Here is a 20,367-nt window from a genome sequence, read left to right as displayed (position 1 = left end):
CTTGCTCCGGATGGGTTATTTCATGCCTGCCAGCATGACGCTGCGCACGAAGTAGCGCTGGGTGACAAGGAACAGGAGAAGGCTCGGTACGAAGAGGATGACCCCGCCCGTCGCCGTCAGGTTCCACTGGGTGAAGAATTCCTGGTTGAAGAGCGTTAGCCCCGTCGTGATCGGCCGCATCTCGGTCGTGCTCACCGCGACAAGCGGCCAGAGGAATTCGTTCCACTGAAAGACGAAGGTGAGGAGCGCAAGCGTCGCGAGCGCCGGGCGGACCTGCGGCAGCACGATCCGCCAATAGATGCCAAATTCCGAGCAGCCGTCGATACGCGCGGCGTCGATCAGTTCGTCCGGGATCGGGCGAATGAACTGCCGCATCAGGAAGATGCCGTAGGCGCTCATGGCGAAAGGCACGATGAGGCCTTGATAGGTGTTCAGCCAGCCCATCCGCGCGGTGAGGACATAAAGCGGGATCATGCGGATGAAGAAGGGGATCATCAGCGTCGAGAGGATTGCGACGAACATGAACCGCTTGCCGGGAAAATCCATCTTGGCGAACACGTAGCCGATCAGTGGATCGAAGATCAGATGGAGGAGTGTGATCCCGCCGGCGATGATGAAGCTGTTGAGCGTGAAACGGGCGAATGGCGCCTTCTGCCAGATGTCGAGATAGTTCGTGAAATGCAGCGTCTCCGGAATGATGATCGGTACGCCACTGAAAATGTCCGCGTCGCTCTGGAGTGACAGCGACAGCATGTAGAGAAACGGAAAGATGCAGAGCACGACGCAGAGCATCAAGAGCAGATAGGTGAGGACCGTTTTCGTCAGTGTCATTCCAACCCTCAATAGCTGACTTCGCGGTTGAGCAACCGAAACTGGACAAAGGTTATGGCCAGGATCAGCAGGAACATGAGGAAGGAAAGCGCCGATGCGTAGCCAATATTCAGCTCGAAGAAGGCGGCCTCGAACACATGCAGGCTGAAAAGCCGGGTCGCGTCGGCGGGGCCGCCCTTGGTAATGAGGTACGCCGGCGCGAGTTCCTGGAGCTGACTGATCGTGCTGACGACTGCGATAAAGAGCGTCGTCGGCGTGAGCAGCGGCCAAGTCACGTAGCGGAACTGCTGCGCCGGCGACGCACCGTCAATCGAGGCCGCATCGTAGAAGTCGCCAGGGATCGACTGGAGCGCCGCGAGGTAGATCAGCATCGCATAGCCGACATCCTTCCAGACCGTAATGGCGATGAGCGTCGGGAGCGCGGTCGAGGTTTCGGAGAGCCAGCTCTGCGTCGGCAGGCCGAGTTCCGCGAGGATGCTGTTCAATATCCCGGTATAGGGGTCCAGAATCGCCTGCCACATCAGCGCGACGATCACGAAGGAGATGATATAGGGGAAGAAGATGATCGCGCGGATCGCCGCGCGCCCCGGGATCGGCCGGTTGAGCAGGACGGCGAGGCCGAGCCCTATGACGATGCTCGCCACCGTCACGCCAATCGCGAAGGCAAGCGTCACGAAAACCGATTGCCGGACCCGCGCGTCCTGAAGTGCCGTCATATAGTTGTCGAAGCCCGCGAACTGGCTTTCGCCGATCAGCGGCTGACCGCTGTAGAGGCTCGCCCAGAACTCCAGGCCGATCGGATAGAAGAAAAAGACGATGAAATAGACGATCGCCGGCGACAGGAGGAGGTAGGCGACGAATGCGCGGCGCGTCTTCAGACTGACCCGGCGCGGGCGGCGCAGGGCGGTTGGGTGGCCGTTCCCTACACCAGCGGCCACCGCCTCGCGTCCCCCAGCGCCCATCCGCCTAGTTGCCCGCCAGGATGGCATTCGCCTCGGCCGCGAATTTCGGCATGACCTCCGCCGCCGGCGCCTGATTGAAGACGATCTGCTCGAGCGCGCTCTGGAGCAGTTTGTCGATGCGCGCGTGCTTGCCGGTCAGGCGAAGCGCGGCGGTCGTGTCCTGCGCATATGGAAGGCATGCGCCGAAATTGCCGATGACCGGATCTGCCTGGATCTCCGGGTTTTCCGCCCAGGACTTGCGCGGCATCGTCATGCCGGCCTCCTTCGTAGCCGCGAGTTCCGTGTCGAGGGCAACAAGTCGCTTCAGAAGGTCCCAGGCTTCCGCCGGGTGCTTGGAGTCCTTCGGGATCATCAGGCTGACGCCGCCGGCGAAGGTTGCCTGCTCCTTGTGCTTCAGCGACGGCGCCACCGCCCAGTTAAGCTTGGGATTGCCCGAACGGATCGGCTTCACATCCCATGGACCGGTGATGATCATGGCCACACGATTGGCTGTGAAGAGCTTTTGCGGTCCCTCGTAATCCGCGCCCGTTACCGGCCTTGTCGCGGCCTTTTCCTTGTGGATCAGGTCGGAGAGAAACTGGATCGCCTCGATCGCCTCGGGGCTGTCGAGATTGACCTTGTTTGTCTTGGGGTCGTAGTAACTGACGCCGTTCTGGAGAAACCACGACCAGTAATAGCCGATGCTCGGATTAGGCGCGAAGCCGAAGCGCCCGCCCGTCGTCGTTGCCTTGGCGACCTTCAGGAACTCTTCCCATGTCGCCGGCGGTGCGTCGAAGCCCGCTTCCTTCAGCATGTCAACATTGTAGACGAGAGTCGCGCAGGTCAGATGGATCTGGACGCCGTAGTACTGCTCGCCGAGCTTGTTCCGTTCGACGGCGTAAGCCTGCCAGTCATCCGGAAAGCCAATCGCCGCGCCGTCCTTGGCAATGACGTCGTTGAGCGGCTGCAAAGACCCTTCTGGCCGAATTCCTGCACCCAGCCGCCAGGCTCGGCCACGAGATCGGGCGGGTTCTTGGCGGCGAAATCCGCCACCAGCTTGGTTCGCATGTCCGGCCACTGGAACTTCTCCCAGCGCACCGACCAGCCGGGGTGGTCGGCTTCGAATTTCTTGATCACATCGGAGTAGGCTTGATAGGCGTGGCCCGCGTTCCAATAGACGGTCAATGTTTCCGCACTCGCCGCCGTCGCCAGAAGCGCACCCAATCCCGTACCGATAAAAAGCCTAGTCGTTCTCCACCAACTCATCTCTTTCCTCCCTGGAATGGTCTGGTCGCCTTAACAAGGTCCTTCTATTAATCGATTAATACGCCCCACCAATACCCGTTTGTCAATCGTGAATTGACCCGTTCCACGAAAGACCGTCACCACCTGCGGCCGCGCAGATGCCGCTGGTCGTGCTGATCGTCGGCTACGTGGTGACGAGCCTGTGGGCCCATCGTCGCCCATTGAAGGAGGAGACCATGATCCGCCTTGCCCAACCGCTCGCAGTGCTGACCCTCTTCTCACTGCTTGCCGCGACCGCCCTCGCGCAGGAGCCGGGACAATGGGTGCACCGCGCCGAGCTTCTCGCACCCAACAGCGAATTCGCCGTGGCCGAACTCGACGGCCGGCTCTACATCCTCGGCGGCTATCCGGCCGACCGGGTGACGGTGAGGACAGTGCAGGTCTACGACATCGCCGCCGACCGCTGGGAAATGGGGCCGGACCTGCCGCAGCCCAACAATCACGGCATGGCCGTGGGCGTGAACGGCAAGATCTACCTGATCGGCGGCCAGACCGAGGCTGAAGGCGACACCTATGTCGACACGGTCTACGAGCTGGATCCGGCAGTCGGCGATTGGGTGGAGAAGGCCAAGATGCCGACGCGGCGCTCGGCGGGCGTCGCCATCGTGCATGACGGGCTTATCTATGTCGCCGGCGGGCGACCGCCGCACGGTCACGACTTCGCCGTCTACGACCCGGCGGCCAACCGCTGGGAACCGCTGCCCAATTTGCCCAGTCAACGCAATCACATCGCGGGTGCGGCGATCAACGGGCGCATCCACATCAACGGCGGCCGGCTCGGAGGCGGCTTCCGCTCCGGCCAGACCGCCGCCCACGAGGTATTCGACCCCAAAACCCGCACCTGGAGCGTCGCCGCGCCGATGCTCCGTCCGCGCAGCGGCATCAACGGAGTGCTGGCCGATGGATGCCTGCACGCCTGGGGCGGCGAGTCGGCCGCAGGCATGTTTCCCGATCACGATTATTACGATCCCCGCTCCGACAGCTGGAAGAAGCTTCCCGACATGCCGCTTCCCGTCCACGGCGTCACCGGCTCGGCCTTCGTCAACGGGCTGATCCATGCGCCTGGCGGCGGCACTGAGGTCGGCGGATCCTCGGGCGGCCTGCACAATCAGGTCTATCGCCCGGCCGTCTCATGTCAGTGAGGCTGTCCAGCATCTTGCGAACATGGCTGAGCGTGTCGGCCCGCAGGTTTCGGGTGTGGGCAAAGTCGGTAGCTGTCCGCTACCAAGAACCGTTCTTCACAGCCACTTCGTTTCGATCGAAAAAGTGAAGGTTCCGAGGATCGGCTACAAGGCCGATTTCACTGCCGAAAGCTGGGAGCTCTTTGCCATCGTGGACGACGAGACAGGTCTGTCTAGTCGGCAGTTCGACATGTATCAACGTTACAGCGCCAGTATATTCATTCAACGCGATCCTGCCGCGCAGAATGTTATCCGAGGGTTCGACGACCGACAGATGTTCAGGCCGAATGCCGACGCTTTCGGCCGAAGCCGGCGGAGTGGACGACGGGGCAAGCAACTTAGCGCTCGCCGCCGGAAGGATATTCATCTTCGGGCTGCCGATGAATTGGGCGACGAACAGATTGCCCGGCCGCTCGTAGAGTTCGCGCGGCGAGCCGACCTGTTCGATCAGCCCGTCGCGCAGCACGACGATCTTGTCCGCGAGCGTCATCGCCTCGATCTGATCGTGCGTGACATAGACCATCGTGGTCGACAGCCGCTTGTGCAGCGACGCGATCTCGGAGCGCATATGGACACGCAATTCCGCGTCGAGATTGGACAGCGGCTCGTCGAAAAGGAACACGTCCGGATTGCCGACGATGGCGCGGCCGATCGCGACGCGCTGGCGCTGGCCGCCCGAGAGTTCGCGCGGATACCGGTGCAGCAGCGCATCGAGCTTCAGCGTCGCCGCGGCCTCGTTGACGCGCCGCTCGCGCTCCTCCGCCGGCACTTTTCGCACCTTGAGGCCGAAGCCCATATTGTCGCGCACGTTGAGATGAGGATAGAGCGCGTAGGATTGAAACACCATGGCCACGCCGCGCTTGGCCGCCTGCACGTCGTTCACCAGCCTGTCGCCGATGTAGAGCTCGCCGCTGGTGATATCCTCTAGGCCGGAAATCATGCGCAGCAGCGTGGACTTGCCGCAGCCGGACGGGCCGACGAAGACGACGAATTCGCCATCCTCGATCGCGAGGTCGACGCCACGGATCACCTGGGTGCCGCCGAAGCGCTTTTTCAGATCTTTCAGGACGAGACCGGTCATTAGGATTTCCTTCGTCTCAGCCTTTGACGCCCGACAGCGCGAAGCTTTCGATGATCTGGCGCTGCGCGATTAGATAGACGATCAGGATCGGAACCACCGCGAGCGTGGTCGCGGCGAGTTGCAGGTTCCAGAGCGGCAGGCCGTAGGTGTCGGTGAAATTCGAAAGCGCCAGCGGCAGCGTGAACATTTCGAGCGAACTCAGGAAGATGAGCGGCTCGAGGAAGAGGTTCCACGAGAACAGGAAGGTGATGATTGCAACGGCGGCGAGCGCCGGACGCGACATGGGCAGCGCGATGCGCCACCAGATGCCGAGTCGCGACAGGCCGTCCATCCTGCCTGCCTCTTCCAGTTCTTTCGGCAGCGCCAGGAAATACTGGCGCATGAGGAAGGTCGCCATGACGCCGTGTGGGCCGAAGGTCGGCAACAGGATCAGCGGCCAATGGGTGTCCATCAATCCCATCCATTTGATGAGGAAAAAGTTCGGGATGATGGTCACCTCCTCCGGCACCATCAGCGCCGAGACGAGGAACAGCATCAGCAACCCGGCGCCGGCGAAGCGCATGCGCGCCAGCGCATAGCCGGCGAGAGAGGAGATGACGAGCGTCAGCGCCGTGACCGCAAGCGCTATGTAGATCGAATTGAAATACTGTCTCGCGAATGGCTGATAGGTGAAGACCTCGACAAAGTTCTGGAACCGCCAGACCCGGGGGATGAGGCTCGGCGGACCGAATATCTCCGTGACGCTCTTGAAGCCGGCCGACACCATCCAGAGGAAGGGAAAAACGAACGGGATCGCGACGATGAGCAGCGCCAACGTCCAGCAGGTGCGGTAGATGATCCGGATCTGGCGGTGAGTCATTCCATTCCCTTCCGCCGAACCGTGACCTGCACGACAGTCAGCACCATGACAATGACGAACATGACCATCGCCAGCGCCGAGGCGTAGCCAACGTCGAAGAACTCGAAGCCCTGCTGATAGATGTAATAGGCGAGCACCAGCGTGCCATTTTCCGGCCCGCCGCCAGTCATCTGATAGATGTGGTCGAACACCTTGAACGAGCCGATCGTGGTGATGACCATGATGACGAGCGTGGTCGGCGCGAGCAGCGGCCAGACGATCATGCGGAATATCTGCCAGCGCGAAGCGCCTTCGAGGCGCGCTGCTTCCTCATAGTCGCGCGGGATCGCCTGGAGCGCGGCGATGTAGAGGATCATGTTCAGGCCGACCATCTTGATGACGCGGGTGACGATGACGGCCGCCATCGCCCAGTTAGGCTCCCGCAGCCAGTTGGGACCGTCGATGCCGACCCAGGCGAGCATCTGGTTCACCGCGCCCGCTTCGCCCTGCAGCAGGAATTTCCAGACGATCGCCCAGGCGATTGCCGAGGTGATCACAGGAGCGAAAAAGACGGTCCGGAAGAACACGACGCCGAAGAACGGCCGTGACAGCGCGAGCGCCAGACTAAGCGCCAACGCCATGTTTAGCGGCACGAGGCCGAGCGCGAAGATCACCGAATTGCGCACGACGTGCCAGAAATCCGGGTTGACGAACAACGCGTCCTGAAAATTATCGAGCCCCACGAATTTCGCCTGCTGGGTCAGCAGGTTCCACTCGGTCATCGAGTAATAGACGATGGCGATCAGCGGCCCGAGGAAAAAGATCAGGAAGCCGATCAGCGTGGGGCTGATGAATAGCCAGGCTTCCAGCATCTCCCTGTACTTCAAGGAAAGCCACGGCGCGTCCTTTGGGCGCGCCGTGGCTTGCCGGAGAGTGGTCTCGGTCATCGGCCGGGCGCTACAGCAGAGGCTCGATCGCCGCGCAGACGGCTTTCAGCGACTCTTCAACATCAGCGTCAGCCTTCCACAGACCATCGATTCGCGGCGCCATAGCGGCGAGAATCTGCGGGCTCTTCTCATGGCTCGGCAGCACCTTGCCGGCCGAGATCGCGGCGCTCAGGTTTTTCATCTGGTCGGCCGGAATCAGCTTGTTGCTGTTGATGAAGACGTCGGTTTCGAGAACACTCTTGCGCGCCGGCGGGAAGAACTGCGCCATGGTGGCGACGTTCTCCTTGTTCGTCATGTGCGCGACGAACTCGGCGGCGAGTTCTTTCTGTTTGCCCTGGTCGAAGACGACGATCGCAGCCTGGCCGATCACGGGGGATTCACCGCCCGGGCCGGCCGGCAGCGGCGCGATACCCCATGCGAAGCCGGCCTCCGGCATTTTCGACGCGCGCGAGATCTGGTTGATCGTCATCGCCGAGTTGCCGGAGAAGTAGTCGCCCTGCTCTCCCGGCGGCACGATCGATTTGTCCTTGAACACCATATCGTGCAGCTGCGTCACCGCAGCAATGGCTTCCGGCTTGTCGAAGCCGCATTCTCCGTTTGCCCAGGCATCGCCGCCATAGGCGCGGATCGGCGGCATCAGCGCATGCATGACGCGCGAAGCGTAACCCTCGCCGTCCTTGAACTCGAAACCCCACTTGCCCGGGTTGGCTTCGGTGAGCTTTTTGGCGACTTCCTGGAACTTGTCCATGTTCCACTCACCCTTGGCGGCGAGCGCCAGCGGGTCTTCGAGACCGACTTTGTCGAACATCGCCTTGTTGTAGTAGATCATGAACGGCGAGGTGGAGAACGGAATGCCGTACACCTTGTCGCCATCCTGCCACAGGCCCATCGCAGCCTGCGTAAGGTCGCCGAAATCGTAGCCTTCGGCGGCTTTCACCGACGGTCCGATGTCCAACAGCACGCCGGCTTTCACGAAGGTCGGCGCCGCGTCTTCCATCATCCAGCCGAGATCCGGCGGGTTACCGCCTGCGATCTGGAAGGTGAGCTTCTGGGTGTAGTCCGCCGGCGGGATGGTCTCGAACTTCACGGTGACGTCCGGATGCGTGGCCTTGAAGCTTTCGGCAATGCCGTTCAGCATCTTCAAATGCGCCTCGTTGCCTGACCAGACGGTGAAGCGAAGTTCCTCCGCCAGTGCCGGCGTCGATATCAAGCCGATCGCCAGTGCCGATGCTGTCAAATATGTTCTTGCGGCTTTCATATGTTCTCCTCCCTTTTTCGATAAACGGTTTCTACGAGCCCGCGGCGGCGGGCTGCCGTGCGGGCGTTCTCCTGAAACGCGGCTGGGCGAAGCCGCGCACGCCGGCCTCAACGGCTAGGACCGACCCTGCCAGCGGCTCGTATGCAAGCTGGGTGGCATCGAGCCCGGCGCTCATCGAGGTAACGAAGATGGTTGAGAGATCATCACCGCCGAAGGCGGGCTTGGTCGGGCGCGACATCGGCAGGTCGATCGACGCGACCTCGTTGCCGTCGGGATCGAGCTGGATGATGCATCCGCCATCGACGGCCGCGAACCAGTAGCAGCCGTCGGCATCGACGCAGGCGCCGTCCGGCCGCCCGCGCGACGGTTTGTGGAAGACGCGGCGATTGGCGAGCTCGCCCGTATCGACATCGAAATCGAACGCCCAGATCGTGCGGACGGCGGGGTGGCTGTCGGAGAGATAAAATGTCTTGCCGTCCGGAGAGATCGCGCAGCCGTTTTGCGTGCGAAGGCCATCGACCATCGCCACGGCCTTGTCGCCGTCAAACGCGTAGAAGGTTCCCATCGGCTCGCGTTCGGGCGGCATATGCATCGTGCCGGCCCAAAATCGGCCGGCCGGATCGACAACGCCATCGTTCATGCGCATGTCTGGATGCGGCGCCGTCACCTCGACGATCAGGCTCAACGCGCCGGTCCCAGCATGAAAGCGATACCAGCCAGCGCCGGCCGCGATGATGATCGAGCCATCCTCATCGAGCGCCAGCGCCCCGGGCATGATGTCGAGACCGAAGCTGGTCAGCCGCCCGCTCGCCACATGCTTGCGGCGCAGCGCCATGCCCCCGATATCGACCCACCACAACGAAGCCGAGCCGGCATCCCAAAGCGGGCTCTCGCCGACCCGGTCGCGCCCGTCGTGGAACACGGAGATTTTCGGGGCGCCGGTCATGCCGTCTCTCCGGGCAGTGCGCCGGGCGCGTCGCCTATCGTCCAGCCGCCATCGACGGGAATATTCGCACCGGTGACGTAGCTCGCGGCATCGCTGCAGAGAAAGATGAAAGCGCCGACGAGATCGTCCGGACGACCCTGCCGCCCCACCGGAATTTTCGCCACCACTGCGCGACGGAACGCGGCATCGGCGTAGCGATGCGCCGTCGCTTCGGTTTCGATCGCGCCGGGCGACACGACGTTCATGGTTACGCCGCGGCCCGCGACCTCGCGGCCGATGGCGCACATGGCGACCAGTTGCGCCGCCTTAACGGAGGCGTACACGACGCTTTCCGCGCGCGGGCGTGTGGCCATCACGCTGCCGGTCGCCACCACCCTGCCCCAGCCGCGCTCCGCCATGGCCGGCACGAGCCGGCGCGTCAGCGTCAGCAATGAAGTGAAATTCGCCGCGACATGCGCCTCGACATGTGCCGGCGATGTCTCCTGCCAGGACATCCGCCGCTCGATGGCGGCATTGGCGATCAGGATGTCGATCGGGCCGAGGTTCGCCAGCACGTCATCGGCGAACAGCGATACGGCGGCGGTATCGGTGAAGTCCGCTTCCAGAACGGGCGTGTCGCGACCGATTTCCTGCGCAACCCCGGCCGCGCCCTGCGCATCGCCGAAGTGGTGCAGCACGACGCCCGCTCCATGCTCCGCCAGGCCAAGCGCGATTGCCCTGCCGATGCCTGAGCTGGAGCCGGTCACCAGCGCGCGCTTGCCTTCCAGCGAAAAACGGTCCGCGCTCATTGTTTCGCAGCCGCAAGCTTGTCGGCGACTTCGAACGAGGCGATGTCGGCCGCTTCGAAATGAACCCTAATGCTCTGTTCGGCGAGATCAGCATCGCCGGCCACGATTGCCTCGTAGATCGCCTGATGGCGTTCGATCGTCGCGTTCCAGTCCGCGTCGGTGCGGTTGGCGCGGCGCGAGAAAAGCTCCGATACCTCGCGCTGCACCGAGCGCAAGCCTTCCATCTGGACGCGGATCATCGAATTGCCCGTCGCCATGGCGAGGCCGAGGTGGAACAGGATGTCCGCCTCGGTGAAGCCGGACGGTTCGCGAAGCGAGGCGCGCATGTCGGCCAGGGCCTGCTTCATCGCGTCCAGCCCGGCCTGGTCGCGACGCTCCGCGGCAAGCCGCGCAATGCCTGTTTCGATCACCCGGCGCATCTCGTTGGCTTCGCGCAGCCGCTCGAGGCTCGAGCGCACGGCATAGCCGTAGATGCGCTCGAGCGGCTCGCCGTTGAGCGCCTTGGCGCGCGCGACTTTGCCCTGCTGTGTGGAGATCAGCCCTGCGGAGGTGAGTTGGCGCAGCGCCTCGCGGGCGATCGGCTTCGACACACCGAACTCCCTGGCGATCTCGCCTTCCGGAGGCAGCGCCTCGCCGGGCGCGATCCGGCCGTCGAACAACGCGGCCGCGATAGCATCCGACACTGCGTCCGCCAGCCGCAATGGGCTCGCGAGCCTGGCGGAGAAGATCGGCTTTCGGGTCGGACTTGTGGTCATTCACATCCTCGATTGCGCAACAGCTAGCACAGCATTTTACCACTTAGCAACTAAGTTTATCAGTTGCCAAGCTGCTTGGCGCTCGCTAGAAATTCCAGCGTCGGCCCATCGAGGTGGCCTTGATGCGACACGCGGGAGAGGACGAGTTGACGGTTGAAGGCAGCGACAAGGCGGACATCCGCATCACCGATGTGATTGTGCATCCGCTGACGCAGAAGCTGCCGCAGCCGACAGTGACGTCCTGGGGCAGATACACCGAGGTTTCGATTGTGCTTGTCGAGGTGCGCACGGACGCCGGCATCACCGGCGTGGGTGAGGCGCTGGCGCGATTCTCGCCAAAGGCCTATACCGACCTCATCGAGACCTCGCTCAAACCCCGGCTCGTCGGCGGCAACCCGACTGACATCATGGCGCATTGGCGGACCATGCGCCGCGCGCTGTCCGGCCGCTCCGGCGGCATGCTGTTCGAGGCGATAGCCGGCGTTGACATAGCATTGTGGGACATACTGGGGAAGATTGCAGGCTTGCCGATACATCGCCTGCTGGGCGGCGTCGGCCGCACCGAGGTCCCGGTTTACGCCGCCTCCGTCAATTGGGGCAGCGACGAGTTCATGGATCGCGAGCTCGACCGCTATCTCGAAAAGGGATTTCCGCGCATCAAGGTCAAGATCGCCAATCCGGTGAAGGAAGCGCGGCGGCGGATCGAGCGATTGCGCAAACAGGCGGGCGACGACATCGAACTGTGCGTCGATGCCAACTGGGCCTACACGCTGGAGGAAGCGGTAGAAGTCGGCCGCGTGCTCACCGACAACGCCTATTTCTGGTTCGAGGAGCCGCTTCGTCCCGAAGACGAACGCGGCTACGAGGAACTGCATCGCCGTTGCGCCACGCCGCTCGCGGCAGGCGAAAGCAATTTCACGCTTGACCAGGCGATGCGGCTTGTCGAAAACCGTACGCTTTCCTACCTCCAGCCCGACGTTGCGCGCGCCGGCGGAATCACCGAGACGCGCCGCATGGCCGAGTTCGCGGCGGCCCATGACGTCCAGTACGCGCCGCATATCGGCATGTCGGGTATCGTGTGCGAGACGGCCAGCGTGCATCTCGCCGCTGCGATGCCGAACCTGCGGGCGATGGAGTGCGAGACCGATTCCAGCCCGTTCAAGACCGCGATCACCGGCGCGGCCCCTGGCGCCGACCGGCAGAAGAACGGGCTGCTGCCGGTGCCGACCGGGCCGGGCCTCGGTATCGAGATCGATTGGGACGCGGTGAAAAGATTGAGGGCCGGATGAAAGCATCCATCGATCTTACCGCGACCGACATGGCCGAAGCGATGCGCCTCGCCATATTGCGCGCCGATCCGGCGCTCAGCCGTTTCGACCCGCTCCCCCGCATCATCTCCTTCGACGATTTCTCGCGCGGGCATTGCGGCTGGTCGCAGCTTGTCGGCAATTATCAAGACGATCTCGATACGATGCTGCCGAGCTACGCGCAGCATTCCAGCGCCATGCTTTCCACGCTCGGCCATTGGGATGCCGGTTCGCATGGCGGCATGGACTCTTCCTACGCGCTGAAGATCGCGACGCGGGCGAGGCCCGGCGCGCAGAACGTTGCGATCAAGCGCCACACCTTCCGCAAGCGCGGACCGATCCGCTTCGAGCTCTATTTCACCTTCAAGCCGGAAGCGAGCGAGCTCAAACTGTCGGAAACCGACGTGCGTTCGATCGGCTTCCTGTTCGACCTGCAGGGCGGCGACCGTGACGGCGACGGCGAGCGGGTGATGCCGCATCTGCGCTTCCTCAACGCCGCGGACGGCAAGCACCTGCAGAAATGGCAGTACAAGCGCGAGACGACGAGGTTCAAGGCGGTCGGCGACGGCGACAAGACCATGAGCCATTATCATCTGGCGCCTGAAGGCTGGCTCGACTTGCCGGATGGCGAGCAGCGGCTCTGCTACAATGAGATAGCGACCAAGGTGAACTGGAGCTATCTGCGTTTCGATTTCGACCTGGAGTCTATGCGGGCGTTGGGTCTGCACTGCAACGACCGCAGCTTCGACCTGTCCGGTTTCGATTCCATCCGCATCCCGGCGATGAAGAATCTCTGGTGCATGATGAATTTCTGCCTGTTCGCCGAAACCGACGTGGCAAAGCGCGCCTTCCTCTACGTCGATTCCATCTGCATATCGGGGGATTTCTGATGCTGCCCGAGAACATCACGGCAGTCATCGCCCGCAACGAACGCTGGACCGGCGACGCGGCCAGCGAACCCTACGAAGCCGGCTGGGCGCGCGAGGCAGTGTTCTTTATCCGGGCGCTCAAGCAGCCGGTCGGCGCGTCGCCGACAGCTTGGATCGAGATATCGCCGGACGGCATGCATTGGCTGCGCGAAGGCACCGAATTCCAGATGCCGAGCCGGAAAGACGCAATCGCGGCCGCTCGACTGGCATGCTTCGGCAACTGGTTGCGCGTGGCAACGCAATTCGAGCAAGGGGCGGAGTGCACCGTGCTCGTGACGCTTCACCTCAAAGCTTAATACGCGTCCTCGATCCGCGGGTCGGCCGGACATCGACTCGTCAGTATCGGAATAACGAAGATGTCGGCGCCTGCGGCGTCATTCAAGGCCCAAAGCAGCGGCTAGGGCCGACGCTGGTAATTCTTCCGTTAGGGAAATCTGATTGCGAATCTCCGCGGAACCATCCCGGGCACCGTCCGTTCGGAGAACCTGGAGCACGGGAGTTTCAGGTGGCCTGGTAGCGGCAGGCGAAGCTGGAAGGTCGAATGCTGCCGCGTCGATGCGCCCGTCCGGCCAGCAATCACCTGAGTTCCCGTCCGGGAGCGGCAAATAGAATTCCTATAGCTGGAGTGTTTCGGAAGGCCGAGATCACAGACGAGGAGGAATAAGCCGATGGCATCAGATGCGAAACGACAGCTCGTGGAATTCCTGATCGACCGCGCGTTCGATCCCGTAATGAAGGCCAAGCCGGAAGGCCGTTCCGACGCAGAAAGGAAGAAGCTCAAGGACGTCCAGGACGCAACGCGAGCCGAGATAGAGCGCTTTCAGCGCTACGGTTCGGCTAAGGATGTCGTAGAGAATTTCAAGCGGGACCTCAACTCCGACCCGGCTAAGAAAGTGCATGCCGACCTGAAGGCGCTGAACCTGCCGACGCTCAACGAAATTAAGGACGAGTTCGAGACCAAAGCATCCGAACTCGGAGTGGACACCTCGTAATGAACCGCAGCCGTGCCACGGGTACCACGCGATCCTGGAGTCGAACAGAACGCATCGCCCGGTCTGCGCGTTAATTTAGCGGCGGCTGTGGCGCATCTCGGCTGTCATTTCAGGTCCATCCGGCGCCAGACTCGTTTTGCCCTGTCGATCCAATATAATTGAATGGCTATCTGCGATCTGAATATTTCGGTGAGTCGCCATAAGGGGACAGCCAGCACATTCGCATCGGCTCGATCGCTGCCGGCAACCGCCCATTTAGAGCTTTCTCGTCTATATTGAAGCGTTCTGCCGGAGGAATTCGGGATAAGGTCGAAGGATTTGTCACAGCGCGCCGCACTGGCGGTGTGCGGACGAAACCCAAAGGATTTTGCCCGAATTAACCGAGCCCACCGTGCCGTTTGCCTTCGGCATCCAAATCAGCACGCTCGTGTCGCCACGATTAAGGCTGGATTTCACGACATCCCGGATCATGACCGATCCCTTGCGTTGCGACAGAAACATCCGAGAGTGAAGCGGTTCCGCTTAACGCGATCGCTACCGAAGCTTGCCCTTGCGGCGGACTTCGTGCAGAACCTCGAAACCCTTTCCTTTGGTTCATAGAGGATCCTCCATGCCGTTGCCCGAACGCAAAGCCTTGGCTCACCAGTTGCGCGGCATGATCATCTCGGTTTGCCTTGTATCCGCCTTCGCAATGTCCGGATGCACGGTGCGCCCGCTTTATTCCGATGCGACCGCTCCCGGTGGAGTGCCGACGAAGAGCGCGGGGCTCTCCAGCGTCAATATCAAACCGGTCGAGACCCGTTACGCCCAGGAGGTGCGCAACCACCTGATTTTCCTGATGAATGGCGGAAGCGGACAGCCTGCCAACGCAGAGTACGCCTTGGATTTGGGCATCACAGTGATCGACGAACGCGCTGCCTACGTTCAGCGGCCCAAGGACAGCCGGCCAACCGCCGGCACGATCGTGCTCACTTCGTCCTATGTACTGACCAGGGCCAAGACCGGCGAGGTTGTGGCGACGGGAAGGCGCCGGATCTCCTCGTCCTATGACAGGTCCCGCCAGGAATTTGCCGCTCTGCGCGCCGAACGCGACGCGGAGAACCGGGCTGCTCGCGAACTGGCTGAGCTTTTGAGGCTGGCCATCGCGCAAGATATACTGAAGGCGCAATAAAGCTCTCTCTGGTCATCCCGGTCGTCAGCTGGCAATCAAACCGGCAGCTTTATAGGCTTCCCGTCTTTGGTGAGACGGACGGCGGCGCGAGAAGTTTCGCCGTTTTTCTTCTATCGCGGCAGGTCGAAAAATTCCGTACGAAAGGCGTTCAGGCGCGGGGCGGCAACAGTGTTCTCAGCTGGCACAGAACGGTCTTTTCGTAAAAAAAGCATAGTCGAGATCGGCATATCCTCCGCAGCGCCCCGGCCCGAAATCGCTTGAGCCGAAGTCGAAATCGTCTATGACCAGCAAAGTCGATATCAAATGGGCATGCGTGCAGGACCGTGAATGACATTGGTGGGATACGTATCGGGATAATCGGATTGGGTTATGTCGGATTACCGCTGGCGGTACTTTTCGCCGGCCGTTTTCCCGTGACCGGATTCGATATCAGCGGGAAACGCATCGCCGAATTGCGCGAAGGCGTCGACCGCACGCAGGAGGTCGATCGGCCGGCATTGCGGTCGACGTCGGTACATTTCACCGCCTCGCCCAACGATTTGAAACCGTGCAATTTCTACATTGTCACAGTGCCGACGCCCATCGACGCCGCCAAGCGACCCGATCTCAGCCTGCTCAAGGCTGCCTGCGAGACCATCGGCGCGGTCATCTCGAAGGGGGATGTCGTCGTATTCGAGTCCACTGTCTATCCAGGGGCCACGGAGGAAGACTGTGTGCCGGTGATCGAGCAGGCGTCGGGACTTGTCTGCAATGTCGATTTTTTTGCAGGCTACAGCCCAGAGCGGGTCAATCCGGGCGACAAACAGCATACGGTCGACAAGATCGTCAAGGTTACCGCCGGGTCGACGCCCGAGACAGCCGACCTAGTCGATCGGGTTTACGCCTCGGTCATCACCGCCGGCACCTACAAGGCGCCGTCGATCCGCGTCGCGGAAGCGGCCAAGGTGATCGAGAATACCCAGCGCGACGTCAATATCGCTCTCGTCAACGAATTTTCAAACCTGTTTCACCGGCTGGGCATCGACACGCTGAGCGTGCTGGAAGCGGCCGCAACCAAGTGGAATTTCCTGCCCTTCCGGCCGGGGCTCGTCGGCGGCCACTGCATCGGCGTCGACCCCTATTATCTGACGCACAAGGCGCAAGAGGTGGGCCACCACCCTGAAATCATCCTGGCGGGACGGCGCATCAATGACGGGATGGGCGAGATCGTCGCATCGCGCCTGCTGCGCCTTCTGATGTCGCGCGGACTGAACGCACCCCAGGCGCGGGTCCTGGTGCTGGGTTTCACCTTCAAGGAGAACTGTCCCGACATCCGCAACACGAGGGTAATCGACGTGGTTCGGGAGCTTTCGGGTTATGGCATCGATGTCGACGTGCACGATCCTTGGGCCGACCCGCAGGAGGCGGAGGCGGAATACGGGATAAGACTCCAGACCGACCCGCAGCCGGGCGACTACCAGGGGGTGGTCCTCGCCGTCGCCCATGAACGTTTCCGGGCACAAGGCAGCGAGGCGATCCGCCGCTTTGCCGCGCCGGGCGGCGTCGTGTTCGACGTCAAAGGCGTTTTCCCCGCCGCCGCAAGTGATTTACGTCTCTAGGAGACCGTCATGCGAATTCTAGTCACGGGCGCCGCGGGCTTCATCGGGTCCCATGTCGCGGAAAGATTGCTGGAGCGCGGCGAAGAGGTCGTCGGCCTCGACAATATCAGCGATTACTACGATCCGAAGCTGAAGCTCGCCCGGCTCGCGCGCCTCGAAACGAGTTCCGGTTTTCGTTTCCAGAAGGCCGATGTCAGCGACCGCGACGCCATGCTCGACCTGTTTGCCGGCGGCGGCTTCGACAAGGTCGTGCATCTCGCGGCGCAGGCGGGGGTGCGCCATTCGATCGAAAATCCCCACGCCTATGCCGACGCCAATCTGACGGGCTTTCTGAACATCCTCGAAGGCTGCCGGCACGCCGAAGTCAAGCACCTGGTCTACGCCTCGTCGAGTTCGGTCTACGGCGCCAACGCCAAATTGCCCTTCTCCGTTTCCGACAGCGTCGACCATCCGGTCAGCCTCTACGCTGCGACCAAGAAGGCCAACGAGTTGATGGCACATGCCTACGCGTATCTCTACCAAATACCGGTGACCGGACTCAGGTTCTTCACCGTCTACGGCCCGTGGGGCCGTCCGGACATGGCGCTGTTCCTGTTCACGCGCAAGATCCTGGCCGGCGAGCCGATCGACGTGTTCAACCACGGCGAGCACAGGCGTGACTTCACCTATATCGACGACATTACCGAAGGCGTGGTGCGCACGCTTGACAAGGTCGCGACTCCATCACGGGACTGGAACCCGATGCAGCCCGACCCGGCCATCTCGTCGGCGCCCTACAGGCTTTACAATATCGGCAACAACCAGCCGGTGCGGCTGCTCGATTTCATCAGCACCATCGAAAAGGCGCTAGGCAGGAAAGCAGTCATGAACATGCTGCCGATGCAGCCGGGCGATGTCGAAAGCACCTACGCCGACATCGACGCCCTTGGCGAGGCAGTCGACTTCCGGCCCCGCACGCCGATCGAGGAAGGCATTGCCAAATTCATCGAATGGTACCGCGACTATTATCGCGCGTAAAAGGAGCCAGTGCTCGCGCACGTCTGGTTCATCGGGCACACGAGAAAGGCGAAGAGGCTGGATGTCGCCTGACCACATCCTGCCCCGCTTCACGCGCCTGTATGAGCTGTGAGAGTTCCGCGACCCGCTTGTCGAGAAGCCGCGGGTCTCGACGTTTAGCCTCAGCAGCGGTTCGGCATTGGACGCCCGCAGAAGCGCCAATCGTCGGACGCCATGCTCGGCCCGTCGATCGCTTCCACCACCGCATCTGAAAGGGGAAGATGCGAGGCGACGCGCTCCTGCTGCGTGCTTATTGGCCGGCCCTGTCAAGCAGAAGCTTCAGGATGGGCGCTAAGGACTACGGCTCCCCCGCAGGTAAGAACGGTAGCCCCGAGGGCTTTCCTCCGTCGGGCACAGGCGCCTTGTCGATATCGCTTACACGATGACAAAATCGCTGTTGGTAAGCACGAGGCCGCTGGCAAGGTCGGCAAACAGGAAGTTGCCGCCGGCGGCATTGCCGTTGCTGTCGTACCAAAGCCTGCCCGAGTCGCTTTCGTAGATGACACGGTCGTCGGCGTCCTGTGCGGCGCCGGTCAGGTTGGTCCTGAACTGGCCAGCCAACAAGGTGCCGAGCCCGCCCGCGCCGCCGCCACTGGCTTGTGTGAAGATAGAATTTTCAAGCCGGATTGTGTCGTTTGCAACGTTGAAGTCCGTGATGGTGTCTACATTGGTGATGCCATTCAGGGTCGTGTTGAACACGAAGGTGTCATTGCCCAGCCCGCCGGTGAGGGTGTCCATACCCTCGCGCGCGGTAAACGCGTTGTTGCCGCTGTTGCCGATGATGGTGTTGGCGAGGCTGTTGCCGGTTGTGGTGATATTGGCTGAGCCGGCCATCGTCAGGTTTTCGACAAACTGTGCGGCAAAGGCGTACGACGTCTCCACTGTTGTCCACATAATAGGTGTCGTTCCCCGAGCCGCCCTGCATCGTGTCGGCGCCGCCCCGTCCATCAATGGCGTTGTTGCCGGAGTTGCCGGTGATCACGTTGGCCAGGTTGTTGCCGACAGCATTGATGCTACCCGATCCAAGCAACACCATGTTCTCGACGAACTGCGACACCACCGAGTAATTCACGCTCGTACGCACTGTGTCGACACCCGTGCCCACGCCGTTCGCTTCAAATACCTTGTCGCCAAATGAATCGACGAAGTAAGTGTCGTTGCCAATGCCGCCGTCAAGTTGGTCAGCCCCGGTTCCGCCGTCGAGCGTGTCATCGCCACCGTAGCCGGCGATCGTATCATCGCCGCCCCGGCCGAAGAGGCGGTCGTTACCGGCATCAAAAAAGCCATTGCCGCCGTAGATCGTGTTGGCAGAATTGTTGCCGTAAAGGATATCGGCGAAGAACGAACCACCCAGCCCTTCGATCGAGACATAGGTATCGCCGACGGCATCTCCGGTTTTTGGGGCAGGCGCCAGCAGGTCGGCCGTAACGCCCGCGGCAGCGTCGAAATACCAGGCGACATCGGTTCCGTACCCGCCATCGAGAACGTCCGCACCGGCACCGCCGGCGAGAGTGTCGTCACCGTCGCCGCCTCTCAGCGTGTCCGCGCCGCCGCGTCCACTCAGCACGTCATCGCCGTCCCAGCCGGTCAGGCGGTTGACGTCCGCGTCACCCCAGAGCGTATCGCTATCCTGCGATCCCTCGACACCCTCGAAGCCGGCGAAGCGATCGCCTTCGGCATCGCCGCCGGAGGCGGTTCCTTCCTGGAGGTCGATCTGGACCGAAAAGAAGCTGTCCCGGTATGACAGGGTGTCGAAGCCCTCATCTTCGCCAAATATCGGTTGAGACCCAAAAAGGTCGTCGCTTCCGGGACCGCCGACGATGAGATCATCGCCTTGATTGCCGGCGATAAGGTCGTCGCCAAAAAGGCCGCGCAGAAGGTCGTTTCCTTCTCCGCCGGCGATAAGGTCATCTTCGATTGTACCGTTGAGCGTGTCGTTGCCCGGGGTGCCGATTATGTCCATTGGTGCTCTCCACCTTGCTGATTTTGTGTAAGCCCGCCCTCCTGAGCGGAGCGGCGGGCATTTGTCGTCAGTTCTGCTTAAGTGAAGGTGAGATTGGTCAGTGCCGGCCCAGGTACCGGCGAATTACAACTGACGTGTCCTGGGTGACGGACCGCGGATATTGCCATGCGCTTCGGCCCTGCCAATCAGACCACGTTGCACTGCACTGTAAGGAAAGATGCGGCCACGTCCCTCGGCCACGCGCTCATCATGCCGCAAGATCGGAGAGAGCGCAATTCAGGGTGGTAAGGCGGGCCAAGGAAAGGCGCAACCGGCTACGAACTGGTCCAGACTCAATACGAATTCAGGATAGAATTCCCGTCTGGCACCGTCAGAATCGCAACGCCGCAGGTTTGAATGCTGTCCAGCACCCGACAAACCTGACGGCGCCCGACGCCAACCCGCTTGTCGGCGGCAATCAGGGCTTCTCCTTCATCGGCG

General features: G+C 62.0%; 20 protein-coding genes and 1 pseudogene. 8 read left to right on the top strand and 13 right to left on the bottom strand.

Going from position 1 to position 20,367, the window contains the following annotated elements:
• Positions 1–15 precede the first annotated feature (15 nt).
• The 3 genes and pseudogenes from ACG873_RS30155 to ACG873_RS30145 form a co-directional block, all read right to left on the bottom strand.
• On the bottom strand, positions 16–831 hold the full coding sequence (locus ACG873_RS30155; protein ID WP_394889525.1) for a carbohydrate ABC transporter permease: 816 nt from the start codon (positions 829–831) through the stop codon (positions 16–18).
• A gap of 8 nt (positions 832–839) precedes the next feature.
• Positions 840–1,793, bottom strand: a complete 954-nt coding sequence (locus ACG873_RS30150) for a carbohydrate ABC transporter permease (RefSeq protein ID WP_394889523.1) — start codon at positions 1,791–1,793, stop codon at positions 840–842.
• Positions 1,794–1,797: 4 nt separating this feature from the next.
• Positions 1,798–3,038, bottom strand: a pseudogene (locus ACG873_RS30145) (ABC transporter substrate-binding protein).
• 137 nt (positions 3,039–3,175) lie between these two features.
• Here ACG873_RS30145 and ACG873_RS30140 point away from each other — a divergent pair.
• Positions 3,176–4,219: a Kelch repeat-containing protein gene (locus ACG873_RS30140; RefSeq protein ID WP_394889521.1), complete on the top strand. Its 1,044-nt coding sequence runs from the start codon at positions 3,176–3,178 to the stop codon at positions 4,217–4,219.
• 79 nt (positions 4,220–4,298) lie between these two features.
• On the opposite strand, the gene ACG873_RS30135 is transcribed toward ACG873_RS30140, so the two are convergent.
• From ACG873_RS30135 to ACG873_RS30105, 7 genes are read right to left on the bottom strand one after another with little or no spacing between them, the layout of a single operon-like run.
• On the bottom strand, positions 4,299–5,339 hold the full coding sequence (locus tag ACG873_RS30135; RefSeq protein WP_394889520.1) for an ABC transporter ATP-binding protein: 1,041 nt from the start codon (positions 5,337–5,339) through the stop codon (positions 4,299–4,301).
• Between the two features lie 16 nt (positions 5,340–5,355).
• Positions 5,356–6,198, bottom strand: a complete 843-nt coding sequence (locus tag ACG873_RS30130; RefSeq protein WP_394889519.1) for a carbohydrate ABC transporter permease — start codon at positions 6,196–6,198, stop codon at positions 5,356–5,358.
• A complete protein-coding gene (locus tag ACG873_RS30125) occupies positions 6,195–7,124 on the bottom strand; it encodes a carbohydrate ABC transporter permease (protein ID WP_394889517.1) in 930 nt (309 codons plus the stop codon). The genes ACG873_RS30130 and ACG873_RS30125 overlap by 4 nt, the downstream gene beginning before the upstream one ends.
• 10 nt (positions 7,125–7,134) lie before the next feature.
• Positions 7,135–8,382, bottom strand: a complete 1,248-nt coding sequence (locus tag ACG873_RS30120) for an ABC transporter substrate-binding protein (RefSeq protein WP_394889515.1) — start codon at positions 8,380–8,382, stop codon at positions 7,135–7,137.
• Positions 8,383–8,413: 31 nt separating this feature from the next.
• Positions 8,414–9,328: an SMP-30/gluconolactonase/LRE family protein gene (locus tag ACG873_RS30115; RefSeq protein ID WP_394889513.1), complete on the bottom strand. Its 915-nt coding sequence runs from the start codon at positions 9,326–9,328 to the stop codon at positions 8,414–8,416.
• A complete protein-coding gene (locus ACG873_RS30110; RefSeq protein WP_394889512.1) occupies positions 9,325–10,116 on the bottom strand; it encodes an SDR family NAD(P)-dependent oxidoreductase in 792 nt (263 codons plus the stop codon). The genes ACG873_RS30115 and ACG873_RS30110 overlap by 4 nt, the downstream gene beginning before the upstream one ends.
• On the bottom strand, positions 10,113–10,871 hold the full coding sequence (locus ACG873_RS30105) for a FadR/GntR family transcriptional regulator (RefSeq protein ID WP_394889510.1): 759 nt from the start codon (positions 10,869–10,871) through the stop codon (positions 10,113–10,115). Before ACG873_RS30105 ends, ACG873_RS30110 begins: the two co-directional genes overlap by 4 nt.
• A gap of 122 nt (positions 10,872–10,993) precedes the next feature.
• Between ACG873_RS30105 and ACG873_RS30100 the strand changes: the two genes are divergently transcribed.
• From ACG873_RS30100 to ACG873_RS30085, 4 genes are all read left to right on the top strand, one after another.
• Positions 10,994–12,160 (top strand): mandelate racemase/muconate lactonizing enzyme family protein, encoded by a 1,167-nt coding sequence (locus ACG873_RS30100; protein ID WP_394889508.1) that lies wholly within the window; start codon positions 10,994–10,996, stop codon positions 12,158–12,160.
• Positions 12,161–12,201: 41 nt separating this feature from the next.
• Entirely contained in the window at positions 12,202–13,068 is an 867-nt protein-coding gene (locus ACG873_RS30095) for a DUF6772 family protein (protein WP_394893771.1), read from the top strand.
• Positions 13,068–13,403, top strand: coding sequence for a hypothetical protein (locus tag ACG873_RS30090; RefSeq protein ID WP_394889506.1), 336 nt, complete (start codon positions 13,068–13,070; stop codon positions 13,401–13,403). Before ACG873_RS30095 ends, ACG873_RS30090 begins: the two co-directional genes overlap by 1 nt.
• A gap of 372 nt (positions 13,404–13,775) precedes the next feature.
• Positions 13,776–14,099, top strand: a complete 324-nt coding sequence (locus tag ACG873_RS30085; protein WP_394889505.1) for a hypothetical protein — start codon at positions 13,776–13,778, stop codon at positions 14,097–14,099.
• Positions 14,100–14,420: 321 nt separating this feature from the next.
• Here ACG873_RS30085 and ACG873_RS30080 read toward each other — a convergent pair whose 3' ends face one another.
• A complete protein-coding gene (locus ACG873_RS30080; RefSeq protein WP_394889504.1) occupies positions 14,421–14,570 on the bottom strand; it encodes a hypothetical protein in 150 nt (49 codons plus the stop codon).
• A gap of 139 nt (positions 14,571–14,709) precedes the next feature.
• Between ACG873_RS30080 and lptE the strand changes: the two genes are divergently transcribed.
• From lptE to ACG873_RS30065, 3 genes are all read left to right on the top strand, one after another.
• On the top strand, positions 14,710–15,270 hold the full coding sequence (gene lptE / locus ACG873_RS30075; protein WP_394889502.1) for an LPS assembly lipoprotein LptE: 561 nt from the start codon (positions 14,710–14,712) through the stop codon (positions 15,268–15,270).
• Positions 15,271–15,632: 362 nt separating this feature from the next.
• The gene (locus ACG873_RS30070) at positions 15,633–16,868 is read left to right on the top strand and encodes a nucleotide sugar dehydrogenase (RefSeq protein WP_394889501.1); all 1,236 of its coding nucleotides are present in this window, start codon (positions 15,633–15,635) and stop codon (positions 16,866–16,868) included.
• Positions 16,869–16,877: 9 nt separating this feature from the next.
• Positions 16,878–17,885: an NAD-dependent epimerase gene (locus ACG873_RS30065; protein ID WP_394889499.1), complete on the top strand. Its 1,008-nt coding sequence runs from the start codon at positions 16,878–16,880 to the stop codon at positions 17,883–17,885.
• A gap of 414 nt (positions 17,886–18,299) precedes the next feature.
• Here the strand turns inward: ACG873_RS30065 and ACG873_RS30060 are convergent, their stop codons facing one another.
• Positions 18,300–18,704 carry a M10 family metallopeptidase C-terminal domain-containing protein gene (locus tag ACG873_RS30060; protein ID WP_394893770.1) on the bottom strand — a complete coding sequence of 135 codons (405 nt, stop codon included), beginning with the start codon at positions 18,702–18,704 and terminating at the stop codon, positions 18,300–18,302.
• Positions 18,631–19,887: a calcium-binding protein gene (locus ACG873_RS30055; protein ID WP_394889498.1), complete on the bottom strand. Its 1,257-nt coding sequence runs from the start codon at positions 19,885–19,887 to the stop codon at positions 18,631–18,633. Before ACG873_RS30055 ends, ACG873_RS30060 begins: the two co-directional genes overlap by 74 nt.
• Positions 19,888–20,367: the final 480 nt, after the last annotated feature.

It is taken from the genome of Allomesorhizobium aridi (assembly GCF_043769475.1).
GTDB lineage: Bacteria > Pseudomonadota > Alphaproteobacteria > Rhizobiales > Rhizobiaceae > Allomesorhizobium.
Note: the sequence above shows the minus strand (reverse complement) of the source record. Positions and strands in the feature narration are given on the sequence as shown.

Bases quoted from the DNA above. Each gene is read 5' to 3' on its own strand.
- ACG873_RS30155 (WP_394889525.1), bottom strand. From the start codon at position 831: ATGACACTGACGAAAACGGTCCTCACCTATCTGCTCTTGATGCTCTGC.
- ACG873_RS30080 (WP_394889504.1), bottom strand. From the start codon at position 14,570: ATGATCCGGGATGTCGTGAAATCCAGCCTTAATCGTGGCGACACGAGC.
- ACG873_RS30115 (WP_394889513.1), bottom strand. From the start codon at position 9,328: ATGACCGGCGCCCCGAAAATCTCCGTGTTCCACGACGGGCGCGACCGG.
- ACG873_RS30125 (WP_394889517.1), bottom strand. From the start codon at position 7,124: ATGACCGAGACCACTCTCCGGCAAGCCACGGCGCGCCCAAAGGACGCG.
- ACG873_RS30140 (WP_394889521.1), top strand. From the start codon at position 3,176: ATGCCGCTGGTCGTGCTGATCGTCGGCTACGTGGTGACGAGCCTGTGG.
- ACG873_RS30090 (WP_394889506.1), top strand. From the start codon at position 13,068: ATGCTGCCCGAGAACATCACGGCAGTCATCGCCCGCAACGAACGCTGG.
- ACG873_RS30055 (WP_394889498.1), bottom strand. From the start codon at position 19,887: ATGGACATAATCGGCACCCCGGGCAACGACACGCTCAACGGTACAATC.
- ACG873_RS30100 (WP_394889508.1), top strand. From the start codon at position 10,994: ATGCGACACGCGGGAGAGGACGAGTTGACGGTTGAAGGCAGCGACAAG.
- ACG873_RS30085 (WP_394889505.1), top strand. From the start codon at position 13,776: ATGGCATCAGATGCGAAACGACAGCTCGTGGAATTCCTGATCGACCGC.
- ACG873_RS30120 (WP_394889515.1), bottom strand. From the start codon at position 8,382: ATGAAAGCCGCAAGAACATATTTGACAGCATCGGCACTGGCGATCGGC.
- ACG873_RS30105 (WP_394889510.1), bottom strand. From the start codon at position 10,871: ATGACCACAAGTCCGACCCGAAAGCCGATCTTCTCCGCCAGGCTCGCG.
- ACG873_RS30130 (WP_394889519.1), bottom strand. From the start codon at position 6,198: ATGACTCACCGCCAGATCCGGATCATCTACCGCACCTGCTGGACGTTG.
- ACG873_RS30065 (WP_394889499.1), top strand. From the start codon at position 16,878: ATGCGAATTCTAGTCACGGGCGCCGCGGGCTTCATCGGGTCCCATGTC.
- ACG873_RS30150 (WP_394889523.1), bottom strand. From the start codon at position 1,793: ATGGGCGCTGGGGGACGCGAGGCGGTGGCCGCTGGTGTAGGGAACGGC.
- ACG873_RS30135 (WP_394889520.1), bottom strand. From the start codon at position 5,339: ATGACCGGTCTCGTCCTGAAAGATCTGAAAAAGCGCTTCGGCGGCACC.
- ACG873_RS30095 (WP_394893771.1), top strand. From the start codon at position 12,202: ATGCGCCTCGCCATATTGCGCGCCGATCCGGCGCTCAGCCGTTTCGAC.
- lptE (WP_394889502.1), top strand. From the start codon at position 14,710: ATGCCGTTGCCCGAACGCAAAGCCTTGGCTCACCAGTTGCGCGGCATG.
- ACG873_RS30110 (WP_394889512.1), bottom strand. From the start codon at position 10,116: ATGAGCGCGGACCGTTTTTCGCTGGAAGGCAAGCGCGCGCTGGTGACC.